Genomic DNA, 20,526 nt, shown 5'->3' on the forward strand with positions numbered 1-20,526 from the left:
CACGCCGGATAACCGCGCTATCATCATGCCCAAAAGGCGTAGCTTAACCGCATCGGGCACATAGGCGGTTCCATCAAAAGCATAGGTGGGCAAGAGCGGAGCTGTCAGCCTAGGATTGTCGCATCGAACCCGCGAGGACCGCGATGCCGAAGCGCCCAATTGAGAGTAGGCCCACATCGACAATCAGCCTGATCATACCGGTCCACAACGAGGAAGAGGCCATCGCGCCATTTCTCGAAGCGGTTCAGGAAACCCTCGATCCGTTGCGCGAGGACGGTCTCCTGTTCGAATTCATCTTCATCAACGATGGCAGCCGCGATCATACTCTCGAGCGCCTGACGGAGGCACAGCACGACGAGCCGCGCATCCGGATCATCGACCTGTCGCGCAATTTTGGCAAGGAAGCGGCGATGACGGCAGGGCTTGATGCCTGTCAAAGCGATGCCGCGATCCCGATCGACGTCGATCTCCAGGATCCTCCGAGCGTCATCCCCATGCTGATCGCGAAATGGCGCGAAGGTTTCGACGTGGTGCTGGCCAAGCGTGCGGACCGTTCAAGCGATGGCTTTCTAAAGCGCCACACGGCCTCGATGTTCTATGGATTGCACAATCTGATTGCCTCGCAGGAGATACCGCCCAATGTCGGTGATTTCCGGCTGGTCGACCGCAAAGTGGTGGACGCATTGAGGCAACTGCCGGAGCGTCGTCGTTTCATGAAGGGCCTGTTTGCCTGGGTCGGCTTCAAAACGACGGTCGTCGAATATGTGCGAGAGCCTCGCGTCGCCGGGCATTCGAAATTCTCCGGGTGGCGCCTTTGGAATTTTGCGCTGGAGGGCATTACGTCCTTCTCCAGCGTACCGCTGGAAATCTGGACCTATGTCGGGGCATCGATCTCCGTGGCATCCTTCGGTTACGGCCTGCTGACCATCTTCAAGACGCTGTATTTCGGCGTCGAAGTGCCCGGTTACGCGTCCCTGCTGGTCAGCATGCTGTTCCTCGGGGGAATTCAGCTCATCGGCATCGGCATACTCGGCCAGTATCTCGGGCGCGTCTATGCCGAGATCAAGCAGCGACCGATCTACATCGTGCGAGAAAACCTCACCGCACAGGCTCCCCGGGACAACCTGGTTTCGATCGGCCCGAGAGTGCGCCGCCGGCGTGCCACCACATGAGCGCGAATATGGACGCCGTGCGAACCGCCTATCAAAGGGCAATGAGGCGGGAGGATGCCGCCGCCGACTATGAAAAATCCTCTCCGAAGGGCGGAAAGCCATCGAGCCTGTCGGGCGATACACGAAAGTGGGACAGCGTCCCAATTCTCCTCGTCGCTCTGATCACGGCCGGAATTGTGCTCCGAATTCTCAACCTTCTCCTCGATGCCTCGCTGTGGGAAGACGAGGTCTTTTCCGTCGCGCTGGCCGAAAGCCCGCTGATCGATCTGCTTTTCGCGGCCTTGCGCTTCGATACGCATCCACCGCTCTATTATGTCCAGCTGCATCTCTGGGCGGCATTCGGCGACAGCGATCGCTGGTACATCCTCAATTCGACGCTTCTCAGCGTTGCAGCCATCGTGGCGATCTATGAGGCCTGCAGGCGCATCTACGATCGCAGCGTTGCGCTCTGGGCAGGCGCGATCTTCGCCGTGATGCCGCTGCAGCTTTTCTTCGCGGAAAATGTCCGCATGTACCCGATGCTCGCGATATTGGAGATCGGCCTCTGGTACGTGCTGCAGGCGATGGTGAGAGACCGTCATGCGTCGAAGGGAAGGCTCATTGCAGCGTTATGCCTGGGGCTCGCGGTCACCCTGACGCATGGGCTCGGGTTCTTCGTGGCCTTCTTCCTGTTCCTGCATGCGGCGATCCGGCTTAGGCAGGGTGCGCCGGGCCGGGATCTGCTATTTCTGATCGCGACATATGTGGTGGTGGCCCTGGCCGCGCTTTATCCGCTGGTGATCGGTGCCATTCGCCAGACCGAGGGCATAGCCGGTTTCGATCTCCCGACCATCGGCATCCATCTGACGCTGACGCTTCTCGGCCTCGAATTTCCCTGGCCCACCATCGCGGGCTTTCTAATCCTGCCTCTGTTAACGCTTCTGCCCCTTTCCGAACCCCGGGCGCGCTGGATCGGTGGGGCGCTGGTATTTCTGCCGTTCTTGGTGCTCCTCGCCATCTCACTGCTCGCCAAGCCAGTCTTCATCTATCGAACACTTGGTCTTTTCTTGCCGTTTCTCGCCATTTCGCTGGCGCTTTATGCGGATGCCGTCTTCAAGGCCCAGACCATCGTCCAGCGCATCGTCGTTTCCGCCATTGCCCTCGTCATGCTGGCGGGCGGCATCAACTATACGATGAGTTTCGAGAAGCGGGGGTATCGCGAGATCGTCGCGGCATGGGAGGCCAGCTCTCCGGCTGACGCCGTCATCATGACGAATGGGCCTTCCGAATTCTGGGCGGTGATGCGGTATCTGAACAATGGAGAGGGAAGACGGAGCGCCCTGGAAATTCAGGCGCCTGTCCGGGACGGGATGTTGCGGATCAAGCAGAAATTGGAGGGAATGGGCGCCGCGAGCCTGGGGCTGTTCGGGCGATTGAACTACGCCCAGGTCGGGGGCCGCCGGATCTATCCGTATCTCGCCGAGGACGTCGCGTCCGACCTGCCGGCGTTCTGGATCCTCAACCCACCCAAAGCGAACTGCATCTTGGCGGAGGCGGGAACTGGCACGGGTGTTTCCGATTACCAGGAAGAGGCCGATATTTCGCTTGGCGGCAACCATCTTACGCAATGCCGCAATTTGCGGCTCTAGCCGAAAGTATAGCGTGGTGCGAAACAGGATGGCTCTATCAATACCAGTTGAGCTTATCCGGATCTGATCGCGACCACATTCCAAAGCCGTTTCCGGAACCGGTGGCCAGCGTGCCGCGGGGGAATGATGCAAATTTTACTAAAATTTAATATAGTATAGTCCGTCGATTTGCTTTGGCTCTTGTCAGGAATTTATTGGATGGCCGAATATTCATTGATTTCGGCGGCTGGCCTGCCAAAGCAGATGCTGCCTGCCGGTCAATAAAATCACGGCGTTACAGCTTACTTAGCTTGTTTCGCATCCATCTGCTCGTGTCTCCCGGCAGCCAGTCAGGCGAAGTTGAAGACCGAATCAGCCCCCTTTCAGCTGACAAATCGATCGCCTGAGGCGGCAGTAGCTCGATCAGGCCGGGTGTATGCCTGTAGCAACCACCCCGGATACCTTTCGGAAACCATGATTTCCCGCCGACAGGGCCAAGATGTGTGGCTTTAATACGTCTTCGGCCACCGCAGTTAACCTTCTGTCAATAATTCCTTTTCCACCACATAACCGGCTATATCCCGAAGGTTAAGGAACTCTTGCTTTATATTTGGGGGCGGAGTTGATTGCGGCACAGTTTTTATTGGGGGTTAGAGTCATGTCCGTTGAAGATCCGCGCCTGTCGAACATCTCGGAAGAAAATCTGACTGAGAATTTCTCGTCGGAAATCCAGGAGGAGATCGCTTCTTCTTCTTCGACGCCTTCGCCGATCGAGCATGAGATCCAGGTGGCGCAGGCCGGCGATGGCCGCACCCCGACGACGGGCCGCATTCCGACCGATCCGAACGCGCCGGCCGCTCCTCCTGCAGCTCCGGCTGCGGAAGTGACCCCGGACGCGAACAACATCATTCACCTCGCGGCGAATGTCTCGATCGATGATGTCCGCGTCGACGGCGCGAACCTGATCCTGGTCCAGGCGGATGGTACCGAGATCGTCATCGTCAACGGCGCTGCCAAGATCCCGACAATGCTGATCGGCGAGGTGGAAGTTCCCCAGCAGGTACTCTTTGCCGCGCTGGAAGACAGCGGCATCAACGTCGCCGCCGGCCCGGATGGATCCTTCAGCGCAACCGGACGGCCCGACAGCTCCGGCGCCGAATTCGAAGACTCGATTCAGCAGAGCCAGAATGGCCCCATTCAGCTGGCCTCCCTGCTCGGCGACACGGAATTTGGTGATGGCGGACCGTTTGGCCCCCAGACGACGGGCGACGATCAGCCGATCGCAGTCGACATGTCGACGCCGTTCGGCCTGACGGAATCGGTGCTGGTCGATGATATCACTGGCAACGAGACCATCACGGGCGTGCTGCAGTTTGACGGCGGCGATGATTTCGGAATCGTGACTTCGGTCAATTTCAACAACGCCAACAACCTGAACGAGGCCCCGACCCCTACTCCTGGTGATACAGAGACGCTGTCCTCGGGCGGACATCCTGTCACCGTGACGACCTCTCCGGACGGCTTGACGGTAACCGGAACGATTACGGTTGGTGGTGTAACCAGCACGGTGTTCGCGTTTCAGGTCACGAATGCGATCACCGGCGAGTTCACATTCACGCAGTCCCAGCCGCTCGATCATCCGGACGGCAATGAAACCAGCGCCGACGATATTCTGCGGTTGAATTTCTCGTTTACGGTTACCGACAAGGACGGCGACGCGTCCACGGGTTCGTTCATGATCGATATCGCTGACGACGGTCCGTCGATCAGCGGTTCGGTGACGCTCGTTTCGGTGAACGAGGACGATCTTTCGGGCGGCAATGACGAAGGCGAATCCCACGAGAGTCTCGTCACTTCGGCAGGCCTTGGCATCTCCTGGGGCGCCGACGCCAATGTGAAGGGCGAGTCGGAAGGCGATACCTTCGGCCGTTCGATTGCCTTCAATAGCGACGGCCTGCCGCAGAACCTGACTTCGGGTGGCGTTGCGGTTGTCTATGGCGCGCCAACGGTCTCGGCCAACGGTACGGTTACCATCACGGCATACAAGGGCACTATCGAAGGTCCGGCGGTCTTCACCGTCACCCTCGATCCGACATCCGAACATGGCACTGCGACGTTCGAGCTGAAAGGTCCGCTCGACCATGCTTCCGAAAGCAACAGCCTTCCGCTGACTTTCAATTATACGGCAACGGATGCCGACGGCGATTCGCAGACCGGTAACTTCTCCGTCACAGTCGACGACGATATTCCGACGATCGGCGAGAATTCGCTGGTCCAGCTCGATGACGACGCTCTCGAAGGCGGCATCGAGGGTGGCAACGGCGATGACGCCGATTCCGTCAACGCCACGGGTGTGCTCGCGCATGCCTACGGTGCCGATGGCGCCGGTTCGGTGCTGTGGCTTTCCAACGGCCTGACGCTGCCTGAGGGCTTCACCGCCTCTCCGTCCGAAGACGGCAAGGTGATGACGATCTATCAGGGCGAACGTGCGGTCGTCTCGATCACCATCACCGACACGGTGACGGGTGCCTATGAGGTCACCCAGCTTGCACCGATCAACCATCCGCAGGGAACCATCCCCGGCACGGAAGACAATGTGCAGTTCACGGTTTCCTATCAGGCCACCGACAAGGACGGCGACGCCGCTGCAACGCCCGGCACACTCACCATCAATGTCGACGACGATATTCCGACGATCGGCGAGAATTCGCTGGTCCAGCTCGATGACGACGCTCTCGAAGGCGGCATCGAGGGTGGCAACGGAGATGACGCCGATTCCGTCAACGCCACGGGTGTGCTTGCTCATGCCTACGGTGCCGATGGCGCCGGCTCGGTGCTGTGGCTTTCCAGCGGCCTGACGCTGCCCGAAGGCTTCACCGCGACGCCGTCTGAAGACGGCAAGGTGATGACGATCTATCAGGGCGAACGTGCGGTCGTCTCGATCACCATCACCGACACGGTGACGGGTGCCTATGAGGTCACCCAGCTTGCACCGATCAACCATCCGCAGGGAACGATCCCGGGGACGGAAGACAATGTGCAGTTCACGGTTTCCTATCAGGCCACCGACAAGGACGGCGATGCGGCTGCAACGCCCGGCACGCTGACCATCAATGTCGACGACGATATTCCGACGATCGGCGAGAATTCGCTGGTCCAGCTCGATGACGACGCTCTCGAAGGCGGCATCGAGGGTGGCAATGGCGATGACGCCGATTCCGTCAACGCCACGGGTGTGCTTGCGCATGCCTACGGTGCCGATGGCGCCGGCTCGGTGCTGTGGCTTTCCAGCGGCCTGACACTGCCCGAAGGCTTCACCGCGACGCCGTCTGAAGACGGCAAGGTGATGACCATCTATCAGGGCGAACGTGCGGTCGTCTCGATCACCATCACCGACACGGTGACGGGTGCCTATGAGGTCACCCAGCTTGCACCGATCAACCATCCGCAGGGAACGATCCCCGGCACGGAAGACAATGTGCAGTTCACGGTTTCCTACCAGGCCACCGACAAGGACGGCGACGCCGCTGCAACGCCCGGCACACTGACCATCAATGTCGACGACGATATTCCGACCGTTGGGAAGCCGGTCCAGCTCAATGGCGTAGATGAAGACGATCTCCCGCTCGGCAACGACTTCTCCAAGGAACCGCGGACAAGCTCCGCTGAGCTGGGCATTTCCTGGGGTGCTGACGATGCGAAGGTCGGCGATGCCGGTGCGACCACGCACCGTGCGTTGAGCTTCAGCGGGTTGTCATCGGCTCTCGCAGGCCTGACATCGGATGGCTACGCGTTGCAGGTTGGGCCTGATGGGGTTACCTCGTTGCCCAATGGCGGTGAGACTGTCACCATCTACAATACGCATGGCGATGCGGTCTTCAGGCTGACGCTCGATCCGACGACCGATGGCGGCAATGCCAAGTTCGAGCTGCTGGGCAATCTGGACCATCGTGCCGGCGGCGAAGCCGTCGATCAGCTCACCCTCAATTTCGGCTTCACGGCGACCGATTCCGACGGCGATGCCGTCGATGGCGGCTTCTCGATCATCGTGGCGGATGACGCGCCGATCTGGCTCGGTGCTATCAACAGCAGCGTCGAAGAAGAGGAACTGCCTGGCGGCAATGAAGATACGTCCGGTTCGGGCGATAATGACTTCACGGTCTTCGGTGGCCTCGTCGACGTAACCCAGAAGTCCTCCTTCGGTTCGCTCGGCATTCTCTGGGGTGCCGACAACAATAACCCGACGCCCGGCGCCGGTCTCAACGATCGCTCCGTTGTTTTCGGCGGCATCGTCGAAGGCGCTGTGGCGACCTATGGCAACGATGTTGCCCTCAAGTCCAACGGCGAAGATGTCAAGTATAATCTTGCTGACGACGGCTGCACTCTGATCGGTTATACTGGCGAAAGCTTCGAAGGCGGCACGGTCGTCTTTACCGTCACCGTGAGCGACGACGGCTTTCTCGGTGCGGGTCGCTATGACTTCACTCTCAACGCGACGCTCGATCATCCGGCCGGTAGCAACGAAAACAAGATCAATCTCGATTTCGACTTCATCGCGAAGGATTCCGACGGCGATAGCGTTGGTGGTTCCTTCACCGTATCGGTGATCGACGACACGCCGGTCCAGGGGACTGTCGGCACCAATGCCGGCCTCAACGAAGATGATGTCTCAACCTATTCGGCGACCGATGCGACGTCTGCGGATGTGGTCAAGACGAATGCTGCTTCGCTCGGCATTTCCTGGGGGGCTGACAACGACGTTCGCGGCGCCGGCGACACCTATGGCCGCACGGTCGGTTTCTCGAATTCTGCCGGTGCCATTGCTTCGGCGATCACCACGACCGATGCCTCGACCTTCGGCCTGAGCATCACCGGTGGCGCGCTGACCTCGGGTGGCAACGCGCTGAACTACGTGCTGACCAGCGACGTCAACGGTGGCCAGACCCTGACCGCCTACATCCAGGGCACGGAAACCAAGGTTTTCCAGATCGTTCTCGATCCGACCGCCTCGAAGGGCTCCTACACGGTCGAGATCTTCAACGAACTCGATCACGCCGAAGGTTCGAATTCTGCAACCCTGTCGTTCAAGTTCGTTGGAACGGATGCGGACGGCGACCACGCGGCAGTCGGGACGGCGACCGTCACGATCGCGGATGACCAGCTCGTGGTTGGCACTCCGCAGAATGGCGACGTCGATGAAGACGGCTGGACCCAGCTCGCATCCGGCGCCGGCAATCCGGGCCCGCTCTTCGGCGGCGGGGATTCGCTGCTCGTGGATACGGTCACGACCCGCAACCTCAACATTTCCTGGGGCGCGGATGATGCGAACAAGAACGTCAACGGCGGCTACGTTGGCGCGCAGGTCGCAGGCGATCGCTCGGTTGTCTTCGGCACGAATTCTGTCCCTGCAGATCTGACCTCGAACGGCTTCAAGATCGTTTACGAAGTGGGCGCGAACGGCACTGAACTCATCGCTTATCGTCAGCAGAACGGCAGCTACTATGACGCCGACGGCCATGCCGTTGACGCTGCATCGAAAGCCTCGGCCGCGGTCTTCAAAGTCTCGCTTTCAGATGCCGGCTCCGGCTCGTACACGTTCACGCTGCTCGACAATATCGACCAGGCACGTGGCAATGAAGAAAACAACACCGACCTCAACTTCCAGTTCATCGCTCGGGACGCGGACGGTGATCAGGTCACCAAGAGCTTCTCCGTATCGATCGACGACGATACGCCGGTTCTGGGCCTCTTCCCGAGCTCCAGTGGCGTCGACGAAGACGATATCGGTACCGCCGCCGGGGCCACGACCAACTCGCTCAACATCTCCTGGGGCGCCGACCAGGGCAATTCCGCAGTCAATGCCGGCTCTTCCAACGTGGATGGCGACCGTTATGTCGTGTTCGACAGCAATTCCGCTCCGAACGGCCTGACCTCCAATGGTCATGCGATCCGTTACGAGACCAGCTTGAACGGCACCCTGCTGACCGCCTATCGGTATGAAGACGGCCATTATGTCGGTGCAAACGGGGAAAATCTCGGTGCCGACAAGGCAGGCGCTGCGGTCTTTACCGTCGGCCTGTCCGATCAGGACTCCGGTTCCTACACATTCACGCTGATCGACAACCTCGACCATAGCGGTTTCCAGGGCGGCAGGATCACGCTGGGCTTCGACTTCACCGCGGTCGACGGCGATGGCGACGATGCCGATGGCGCGTTCTACGTTTCTATCGATGACGACACTCCGTCGCTCACCAGCGTCGCTGCTTCGTCCGTGGACGAAGACGGCCTGCTCGGCGGCAATGCCAGCGAGAGCTATCCGGGCGCTACGGGCACCAACGCGGACCTCGCCGGTGCATCGACGACGACGGGCGCCGTCAGCCTCGGCGTCAACTGGGGTGCTGATGCGGACGTCAAGTCGGAATATCTGGGCGACAACCGCGATTACGATGACGATCCGATCGGCCGCGAGATCAATTTCGTGCGCGCTGGCGGTCAGGTCGTCGAAATCAGCACCGGCAAGATCAGCGACAACAATGTGTCGAGCTATCTCGGCTCTGCTTTCGCCAACCTGACGTCGGATGGCGTCTCGCTCGACTACCGCATCGATTACCTGCGCGATGGTTCGGGCAACTGGAACGGCGGCTACGTCCTGACGGCTTACAAGGACGGCACCGATCCGACTGCCGCCGCAAACCAGGTCTTCAAGGTTACGCTTGACCCGACCGCGGCAAACGGCAGCTACAAGTTCGATCTCCTCGGCAATCTCGACCACAGCGGCACGAATGCCGAAGACAATCTCGACCTGACCTTCAACTTCCGCGCGACGGACTCCGATGGCGACTCGACCGGTCGCGGCAGCTTTACCGTGACGATCGATGACGATGCGCCGATTGCAAGCGTTGTGACCGTTGCCGGCAACACCCTTCTGGGCGACGAGACTGCGGGCGCTGACGCCGGCACGGACGATATGGCGGGCGCACTTCCCAGCGCATTCTCCAGCCTCGGCACGGCGCTCGGATGGTCGCAGCAGGCAAATATGGTTTCCACGGCCGGCAACAGCTACGGCGCCGATGGAGCCGGTTCTCAGTCACTGGCGCTGACCAAGGCTGACGGTAGTGTCTTCAACGGTGAAAACTCCGGCATCCAGACGCTCAACGGTTCGGATGTGAAGCTTTACACCGAAGGTAACCTGGTCGTCGGCAAGGTCGGTGCGACCGTCGTGTTCGCCCTGTCTATCGACGGCAACGGTACGGTGTCCATGGCCCAGTACCAGCCGATCAAGCATGGCGATGCCGCCAATGCCAACGAAACCGCAAGTGTCAACGGCGTTTACGTCACCACGACGATTTCCGATCGCGAAGGCGATACGACGCATGCCACGACATCGACCGCTCTCGACATCAAGGTCCGGGACGACGCGCCGACCGTTTCGCCGACGCAGACGGGTGTGACGGTCGACGAGGACGGGCTCTCCAGCGGCAATGGTGCGGGTCCTGCATATACGGATGACGCCGCCTCCAACGCCAAGACCGCCAGCGCCAACCTCAGCTACAATTTCGGCACGGATGGTCTCGCCGGTGAAGCGACGAACGTTGTCTTCCAGACAAGCAATCTCGCAAGCCTCGGATTGAAGTCGTTCGGCACCAGCCTCAGCTACGCCTGGGATAACAGCACCAATACGCTGACGGCGACCGCCGGCAATGCTGGCCCCGTCGTCTTTACACTCAAGGTGACGGATGTCGCCACGGGCGCTTACACGTTCACCCTTGAGCGGCCGCTGGATCACAGCACCACGTCCGGAGCGAACAAGGAAGACGATATCAATATCGACTTCAACTTCACCATCCGGGATGGCGACGGCGACCCGGCAAGCGGTACCGTTCGGGTGACCATTGACGACGACGCGCCATATATCGGTTCGCCGGAAGGGGAAACCGTCTCGGAAGTCAATCTTCCCTACACACTGGGCGACGAAGCAAACGCAGACAGCGATAGCTCCACCGTCCAGCGCGGCAACCTCGACATTCATTGGGGGGCCGACAACCGCGATGCCAATTTCGGCCCGGACGTCTCCGTCCGTTTTGGTGCCAACAGTGCGCCTTCAGGCCTGACGTCGAACGGCGAGACCATCAGGTACGATGTCGATGGAACGACGCTGACTGCCTATACGGGTAGCGGTTTCGGCGCCCGGATCATCTTTACTGTTTCTCTCGATGACAACGGTTCTGGTCAGTATACATTCAAGCTCTACGACAATATCGACCACACCAATGCCGACGCGGCGAGCAAGACGCTCAGCTTCAATTTCATTGCGGAAGATTCCGACAATGACGAAGCATCGGGCAGCTTCAACGTCACCATCGCAGATGGAGGACCTTCGGTTGGGGTCGTTGAAAACGAGACCGTCAACGAGAACAATCTGCCGACAGATCTTGGCGACGCATTCCTGGCCGACACCGATTATTCGACGATCCAGCGCGGCGATCTCAACATCAACTGGGGTGCCGACGACAACAATTCCGGTTCGTTCAACCGCTCCGTGACCTTCAATGCCGCTCTCAACGGTGCAGACTCGGGTCTGACCCATGACGGCACGGCGATCATGTATACGCTGTCGCCTGATGGAACCGTGCTGACTGCCACGGCAGGTGCTACCACCGTTTTCACCGTCTCGCTCTCCGACTCGGGTGACGGCTCTTACACTTTCATCCTCAATGACAATATCGATCACCTCGGTGCCAATGGTTCCAGCGCAACGCTGAACTTCGGCTTCACTGCCAAGGACAGTGATGGTGATACGGCACCCGGTTCGTTCGCTGTCACCATCGTCGACGACACGCCGGAAGCCGACACGCCTTCGCGCCAATTCCTCGAAGAGCACAGCGGCAGCCCGGCGGTCAGCAATGTTTCGCTCGGGATCGATTGGAAGAGCGACGACAACAACAGCGGAAGCGCAAACCGCTCGGTGGCCTTCGCCAACGCAACTCCGGCAGCCAACATCACCAATGCGGCTGGTCAGCCGATCACGCTGACATCCAACGGACAGACCTTGTCTTATGCCTTGCTGGCGGGTGTCCTGGTTGCCTATGTCAATGGCGACCCGGCAATCGCGGCCAATCGCGTGTTCGAAGTGTCGCTCAACGACAACGGCAGCGGCAGCTATACCTTCACCCTGCATCAGCCGCTGGATCATGGCGCGCCGATCAGCAATGACGACGCCTATCTGGATCTGCGCTTCCTCTACACGGCAACCGACAGCGATGGCGACGGCGACAATGCCAGCTTCACGGTCCGCGTGGATGCCGCCGGCAATGTCACCAACAACGGCAACAACATCAGCTACGACGACCTGAACTCCGGCGTATTCGTCAACCTCGGTGACAACTCCGTCACCGTGAACGGCCAGACGGTGGCAGGCGATACGGCAACCGACCTCACTGCCGTTACCGACAAGGTTCTCGGCATCGACAGGATGAATGGTATCGTCAACGTCACCGGCGGTGACGGCAACGACATCCTCGTTGGCAGCAGCCAGGCCAACACGATCCGCGGTGGCGACGGCAACGACACCATCATCGGCAACGGTGGCGACGACACGCTGGAAGGCGGCGCCGGCGACGACCTGTTCATCTACAAGGTCGGCGATGGCAATGACCGCATCAACGGCGGCACGGAAACATCCGTTACTTCTCCGAATTACGACGTTCTGCGTGTGGAGGGCGACGCTCAGGCTCGCACCTTCAACATCGGCCTGGCTTCAGGTGGTACGGCGATCAATGCGGGATCCGGCAATGCCGATGATATCTCGGTAAGCTACAACGGTTCGAACAGCGCTTCGATCCGTGCCGACGAAATCGAAGGTATCGACATCGTTGCCGGCAGCGGCGCAATCACGGTCAATGTCGGCAGCCTCGCCGGCACTGCGGTTCTGCCGAACACGATCCATGTGACCGGCAGCAATTCGGCCACCGGCGACGTGGTCGACGCGAGCGGTATTACCGCCGCAAATCCTGTCTCCGTGATTTTCGATGGCAACGACGGCAATGACAGCTTCATCGGCGGCGCTGGCAAGGATACCGCGAGGGGCGGCAACGGCAACGACACGCTTACGGGCGGCCTTGGTGCCGACATCATCGAAGCTGGCGCCGGAAGCGACACGATCAACCTTGGCGCAGACACGACGTTTGCCGCGGGTGCCGTACGCAGCGGCGTTCCTCTGGTCGGGCTTACGGCCATCGACGTCAATATTGCTGGCAAGGCCGGCACGCTTGATACGATCAACGGCGGTTTTGACCTTGGTGACACCGTTTATCTAAAGACCGGCGCTCAGGGCTTCGTGCTCGACGGCTATCAGACCAACATCGTGGGCGTCGAGCGTATCGTCGGCACGGATGGCGACGATCTGATCATCATGAGATCGGACTACGTCACCGACGAAGTTGCGGGCCGCACGACCATCGAAGGCGGTATCGGCAACGACACGATCGTCGGCGGCGCCGGCAATGATGTCCTCGACGGCGGCCAGGGCATTGATACGCTTGCCGGTGGCGACGGTGCAGACATCCTCAAGGGTGGCGCTGGCGACGACAAGCTTTGGGGCGGCAAGGCGGCCGATAGTCTCTTCGGCAATGGAACCAGCAACACGGGTTCAGACCTGAATGCGACCATTGGTGAAGCCGATAGCGCGAACTATGGCGGCGCCGCGGACAAATATCATGTCTTCTTCGACACCTCGGTCCTCGGTGGCGGTCTCGGCATCTGGAGAGTCCAGGCACTGGACGGCGCTCCGGAATTCATCGGCAGCAATGTCAGTGTCGATACCGACAACCTTTACGGGATCGAGAAGATCCAGTTCAATAACCTGACTCTCGATCTGCTGGCACCTGTCCGGTTGTTCGACGGCAACAATCTGGTCGGTACGTTCACGACGATTACCGACGCGAACACTGCAGCGTCTGCCGGGTTCCGCATCGAACTGGTTGGCACGGTTACCAACCAGTCTGCGACGATCACCAAGGAGAACCTGACGGTTGTCGGCGGCGCCGAGGATACCGGTATCGTGCTGACGCTGGACGGGGTTCAGAACATCACGCTGCAGGGCGAAGCTCCGATCAAGGTTATCGGCGACGGCCTCAACAACACGATCAACGGCAACGACGGCGCCAACATCCTCGAAGGCGGTGACGGCAACGACGTTCTCAACGGCAACGGCGGTGACGATAGCCTCTATGGTGGTGCGGGCAATGATCGCTTCGGCGGCGGTACCGGCACCAACAAGATGGTCGGCGGCACGGGCAATGATCAGTTCTTCGCAACCGGCGGCACGGACACGATCTACGGCAATGGGGAAGCCGATATCGCGGCGACTGCCGGCGAGAACGATATGGTTGTCTATTACGGCAATCAGTCGAACTTCGCGATCACCAGGATGCTCGATGGCGGCTGGCAGGTACTGAATACCGTCAATGGCGAGATCGACAAGCTGTACGGTGTCGAAAGCATCAACTTCAATGGCGGTGCGGTCGAGCTGGATCTGACTGCGCCGATACAGCTTTTCGACGGCAACAATCTGGTCGGTACGTTCACGACGATTACCGACGCGAACACTGCAGCGTCTGCCGGGTTCCGCATCGAACTGGTTGGCACGGTCACCAACCAGTCTGCGACGATCACCAAGGAGAACCTGACGGTTGTCGGCGGCGCCGAGGACACCGGCATCGTGCTGACGCTGAACGGAGTACAGAACATCACGTTGCAGGGCGAAGCTCCGATCAATGTTATCGGCGACGGCCTCAACAACACGATCAACGGCAATGACGGCGCCAACATCCTCGACGGCGGTGACGGCAACGACGTTCTCAACGGTGGCGGAGGCAACGACACCTTCGTTCTCGGCGCGGACGTGACCGGTTCCGGTACCCGCAACATTCAGCTGGGCGACGGCAGCCTCCTGGCGGTCAACATTACTGGTCTTGCCGGCACTGGCGACAAGGTCACCGGCGGTACAGGAAGCGACACGATCATCCTTGAGCGGGATGGCAAACCGGGCTTCGTAGCCGATTACACCACGGCTCCCAATTATCTCTCCGGCGTCGAGAAGATCGTGGGTACCGATGGCAATGACGTCATCCTCCTGGCGGCAGGCTCAACGGCTGACGGCGGGCCTATCACGATCGAAGGCGGCGAAGGCAATGACGTCCTCGGCGGCTCGAATTCAGCGGATATCATCAACGGCGGTGACGGCAGCGACCTGATCTCAGGCCTCGGCGGTGACGACATCCTCGAAGGCGGCGCCGGCAGCGACGAAATCTGGGGCGGCGCCGGCAACGATCAGATCAATGGCGGAAGCGGCATTGACAACATCACCGGAGGTCTCGGCAACGACACGATCGACGGCGGGATCGGTGGCGATACCTTCAACTATGCCATTGGCGATGGTGTTGACACCATCGATGGCGGCACCCAAGGTGACGTTCTCCTGACTTCCGGAAACGCCACTGCGGAATCCGCAGTTCTTACGGTGACCTCGACCGGTTTCACCCTTGATGTCGAGGGCGATGGGATTGTCGATGTGAACGCCACCAACATCGAATCGGTGGTGCTCTATCAGGCCGACGGTGCCGACAAGATCACGGTCCGCAGCCAGGATACGGCCGAGACGATTACGATCGAAGGCAACTCCAATCTCCTGCAGGTCTATGGCAACGGCATCCCGTCCGTTTCGGGGATCAGCACGTCCGAGCTGACCATCGAAGGCAAGGGCGGCAATGATGTCATCAATGCCAGCAACCTCAATACTGTCGCGCTGCCTGCTGTAGCGCTCACCCTGGACGGCGGTGCCGGCAACGACACCATCACCGGCTCGGCCGGCGCTGACACGATCTTTGGCGGCGAAGGTAACGATACGATCCTCTACAAGGTCGGCGCCGGCGCGGACATCATCGACGGCGGCTCGGAAACCGGGGCAAGCAACCCGGACTACGACGTGCTCAAGATCGCTGGTGATGCCGTTCAGCGCAGCTTCAACATCGCCAAGGCCACCAGCGGGACCGATATCGTCGCGGGCGTCAATGCCACCGACATCCTGGTCAGCTACACCGGTGCCAACGGTGCAACCGTCCGCGCCGATGAAATCGAGCGTATCGAAGTCACCCTGGGCAGTGCCGGCGACAGCATCGCTGTAGGCGACTTGAGCGGCACGGCAATCGCGCCGACGACCGTGGTGATCAACGGCGGCCTCGGCAGCGACACTATCGACCTGACCGGTCTGGTCGGCACCAAGGTCGAGATCAATGACATTGACGACACAACGGGCGGGGACGCCGATACGGTGAAACTGGCCGGCAAGTGGGCTGATTATGTCATTACGCGCGCATTCGATGGTACCTTCACCTTCAGCCTAGGCGGCAGCGTCGTGGCGACGGCGAAGAATGTCGAGCAGTTCACCTTCCAGGGTGAGAATGGTGGTGCTGGTGGCACCATGCAGGCGGCGGATCTTCTCAACGACGCTCCGCATGCGGGTGCCGACAGCAATGCCGGCGACCCGGTGGTCGAAGCCGGTGGTGTTTCCAACGGCACGCTTGGCGATCCTTCGGCGACCGGTAACGTCCTGAGCAACGACACCGACGCGGATGGTGTTTTCGACAGCAAGCAGGTGACTGCGATCCAGTTCGGTGCAGGTCCGGCAGTGACCGTTCCGGCCGATGGCAGCGACCTGACGATCGCTGGTACCTACGGTACGCTCACCATCCATTCCGATGGCAGCTATGCCTATGCGCTGGATAACAACGACGGCGACACCCAGGCGCTTGCCAAGGATGCGGCCGCGAGCGACGTCTTCACCTACACGATGGCGGACGCCCATGGCCTGACATCGAGTGCTGAGCTGACCGTCAATATCACCGGGTCGAACGACGCGCCGGTGCTGGTTGCCGACGCAGTGAGCTTGACGGATACTTCAGCCAAGGACGCTGGAACGGTGCTCAACGGTACCGTCGGCGTCTTGGCCAATGACACTGATCCGGATCACGGCACATCTCTCAGCGTTATCACGATCCGCGCTGTGACCAGCGACCAAGTCTTCAGTCCGGTTTCGGCAGGCGGAAGTGCAGTTGCGCATGGCGTCTATGGTGATCTGACGATCCATTCGGACGGTACCTACACCTACACGCCGAACGCCACTTACGATGCGTTGCCGGCGGGCGGGCAGCCGGTGCAGGACGTCTTCAAGTACGGTGTCAGCGATGGCCTGACGTCCGCCACATCGACCCTGACCTTCACGATAACCGGGGCAAACGATGCTCCGACCACGGCGAATGAGGTCTATTTCGTCAACGAAGACCAGGAACTCTCCGGAGTGAATGTGTTGGCGAACGATAGTGACGTCGATGGCGACGCCATCTCCAGGGTGAATATCATCACCGCAAACCCGTACGGACCGCTAGAATACGCTTCGATGACCTCGAACGGCACGTTCTTCTACCGGCCGATCGCAAATGAAGCCGGCTATTCGATCATAAACTACACCGTGTCCGACGGGAGCCTCACGAGCCCCGCGACCGTCACGGTCAATGTTCGTCCGATCGCCGATACCGCCACCATCTCCGGTTCCGGATCCGGCAGCGAAGATGCATCGGCTGCCATCGGCCTCAACATCGCCGTTGGCGACACCGATGGTTCCGAGAAGGTCACGAGGATCGAACTGTCCGGCTTCCCGGCGGGTGCGACCTTCAACCAGGGCGCGCTGGAAGGCGCGGTCTGGGTCATCGCCAATACTGCCGGGGTCAACACCACCGGCCTAACGATGACGCCGCCGCACGATTTCGCCGGCAACTTCAACCTCGGCGTTTCGGCAACCGTCGTTGATAGCGCCACGCTCTCCGATCTTGCTGTCCACACTGATACCAAGGTGTCTACCGGCTCGATCGGCGTCAGCATCACGCCGGTGAACGACGCACCGACTGCGGTCGACGACATTCTGTCCTCGGTTGCCGAAGACAGCGGCGTGCGGATTATCAGCTTCGACTCGCTGCTCGGTAACGATGGCAAAGGTCCGGCCAACGAGTCGGGGCAGACCCTGACGATCACGGCACTCTCCAACATCGTTGGCGGCACTGCGGTCATCAACGGCACGAACATCGAGTTCACGCCGTCCGCGAACTTCAACGGTGCAGCTTCGTTCGACTACACGGTCCGTGACAACGGCCAGACCAACGGCGCCAACGACTTCAAGACGGACGTCGGTTCTGTCTCGTTCACGGTGACGCCGGTCAACGATGCGCCGACTGCGGGTGACGACATTCTATCCTCGGTTGCCGAAGACAGCGGCGTGCGGATTATCAGCTTCGACTCGCTGCTCGGTAACGATGGCAAAGGTCCGGCCAACGAGTCGGGACAGACCCTGACGATCACGGCACTCTCCAACATCGTCGGAGGCACTGCGGTCATCAACGGCACGAACATCGAGTTCACGCCGTCCTCGAACTTCAACGGTGCAGCCTCGTTCGACTACACGCTCAGTGACAACGGCCAGACCAACGGCGCCAACAACTTCAAGACGGACGTCGGCTCTGTCTCGTTCGCGGTGACGCCGGTCAACGATGCGCCGAATGCAGTCGATAACGTTCTGTCCTCGGTTGCCGAAGACAGCGGCGTGCGGATTATCAGCTTCGACTCGCTGCTCGGTAACGATGGCAAAGGTCCGGCCAACGAGTCGGGACAGACCCTGACGATCACGGCACTCTCCAACATCGTCGGAGGCACTGCGGTCATCAACGGCACGAACATCGAGTTCACGCCGTCGGCGAACTTCAACGGTGCGGCCTCGTTCGACTACACGGTCCGTGACAACGGCCAGACTAACGGCGCCAACGACTTCAAGACGGATGTCGGTTCCGTCTCGTTCACGGTGACATCGGTCAACGATGCTCCGGTCATGGCGGATGCGACACCGTCCCTCACGACGATCAACGAAGACCAGACCACGAACAGTGGCCAGACAGTTGCTTCTATCCTGGGGACTTCGGTCACGGATGCCGACAGCGGTGCTCTCGAAGGCATTGCGATTACCGGGAAGTCCAGCGGCAACGGCCAGTGGCAGTATTCGCTGGACGGCACGACCTGGACCAACTTCGGCAACTACAGCAACGGTAATGCGTTGCTGCTTGCGGCAGACGACAAGGTCAGGTTTGTCCCGAATGCTCAGAATGGAACAACTGCGTCCTTCGACTACGTTGCCTGGGATCAGACATCCGGTACGGCGGGCTCGACCGCGAACGTGCCCCTGCCGCAGCGAGGCGGCAGCACGGCATTTTCAACGGAGATGAATACGGCTTCGATTACCGTCACGGAAGTACCGGACACCAAGACGAAGGCTTGGGAGTCGAATCTGCAAACCGAGCCGCTGAACTACTTTAGCGAAAGCCACACGTTCGGGTTTAGCTTGCCCGGCACGCTCACGGGCAATCAAACGATTACCATTTCGGCAAAGGGAGACTTCAGCACCGACAATTCGAGCGAATTCATCAGTGTTCGCTTCTGGAACGGATCCGATTATCAGTTCTTGGGTAATTTTGGCCCGGGACTAGGGAACGTCACTGTTCAAGCGACCCCTGACCGCGACGAAGTAAGGTGGAGCGTCGATATCACTTTGACGGCTCAGCAGCTTCAGGCCGGGCTGTATGCCGGGCAGGTATTCTTCCTACTGGACAATTCCGACGACATTAACTTGTTTAGTTGGAACGACTTCTATGGCGTCAAGCTGAAGGGCAATTACCTCGTTGACGCAGCCGATCCCATCATCCTCGATCTCGATCACAACGGCCTCACCTTCACCTCGGTGGAAGACGGCGTGAAGTTCGACATCAATGCGGATGGCAAGCTGGATCAGGTAGCCTGGACCAAGACCGACGGCATCCTTGCCTATGATGTCGACGGCAATGGCAAGATCGACAACGGTTCGGAGATCTTCACTCCGAACTTTGCCGGCGGCGCGCATGCCGGCGGTGTGGCGGCGCTCTCGACGCTTGACGTCAACCATGACGGCAAGATCGATGCCTCCGACACCGGCTTCGACAAGCTGCTGGTCTGGCAGGATGCCAACGGCAACGGCATCAGCGATGCCGGCGAGCTGAAGGGCCTCCACGACTATGGCATCACCGGCATTTCGCTCGATGCCCACGCCGCGGAAGGTTATATCGACGGCCAGACGCTGTTTGCCGAAGGCACGTTCAACTACGCAGACGGATCGACCGGCTCCTTCGTCGAAGTCGGGTTCGACACTCTGTTCAGCGATGCGCCTGATCACGTGCTGGTCGGAACGGACGGTGACGATATCCTCGCCGCCATGCCAGGCATGACGCAGATGACCGGCGGTGCCGGTGCGGATACGTTCGTGCTCGATCCTTCGGCCCTGCACGAACTCGACATGGCCGACGTCATCACCGACTACAAGTCGAACGAAGGCGATGCGGTCGACGTTTCGAAGCTTCTCGACACCCTGCTTGGCCATCAGGCAACCGGTGAAGAGGCTGCCGCGAATGTCCGCACGACGATTGCCGGTAACGACACGACCGTCAGTGTTCAGGTTGCGACCGACAGCTGGAAGGACGTTGCCGTGCTTCAGAACCACACCGAAGCCGTCAAGATCCTCTTCGACGACGACAAGCACTCGGCAAACATCTCTCACGTCTAAGTGAAGATTGCCCAAAATCGAAAACAACGGGAAGGCGCGCAAGCGCCTTTTCTTG

3 protein-coding genes are annotated in these 20,526 nt (G+C 60.0%); all 3 read left to right on the top strand.

The annotated features are described in order from the left end of the window. Positions 1–143: 143 nt before the first annotated feature. The 3 genes from PMI07_RS18895 (at position 144) to PMI07_RS34995 (ending at position 20,471) form a co-directional block, all read left to right on the top strand. Positions 144–1,172: a glycosyltransferase family 2 protein gene (locus PMI07_RS18895; RefSeq protein WP_007753438.1), complete on the top strand. Its 1,029-nt coding sequence runs from the start codon at positions 144–146 to the stop codon at positions 1,170–1,172. Next, positions 1,169–2,800, top strand: a complete 1,632-nt coding sequence (locus PMI07_RS18900) for a glycosyltransferase family 39 protein (protein WP_007753436.1) — start codon at positions 1,169–1,171, stop codon at positions 2,798–2,800. Before PMI07_RS18895 ends, PMI07_RS18900 begins: the two co-directional genes overlap by 4 nt. A 637-nt stretch (positions 2,801–3,437) precedes the next feature. Continuing rightward, positions 3,438–20,471, top strand: a complete 17,034-nt coding sequence (locus tag PMI07_RS34995) for a DUF5801 repeats-in-toxin domain-containing protein (RefSeq protein ID WP_024163926.1) — start codon at positions 3,438–3,440, stop codon at positions 20,469–20,471. Positions 20,472–20,526 lie beyond the last annotated feature (55 nt).

Origin of the sequence: Rhizobium sp. CF080 (assembly GCF_000282095.2) — a bacterium.
Taxonomy (GTDB): Bacteria; Pseudomonadota; Alphaproteobacteria; order Rhizobiales; family Rhizobiaceae; genus Neorhizobium.

Bases quoted from the DNA above. Each gene is read 5' to 3' on its own strand.
- PMI07_RS18895 (WP_007753438.1), top strand. From the start codon at position 144: ATGCCGAAGCGCCCAATTGAGAGTAGGCCCACATCGACAATCAGCCTG.
- PMI07_RS18900 (WP_007753436.1), top strand. From the start codon at position 1,169: ATGAGCGCGAATATGGACGCCGTGCGAACCGCCTATCAAAGGGCAATG.
- PMI07_RS34995 (WP_024163926.1), top strand. From the start codon at position 3,438: ATGTCCGTTGAAGATCCGCGCCTGTCGAACATCTCGGAAGAAAATCTG.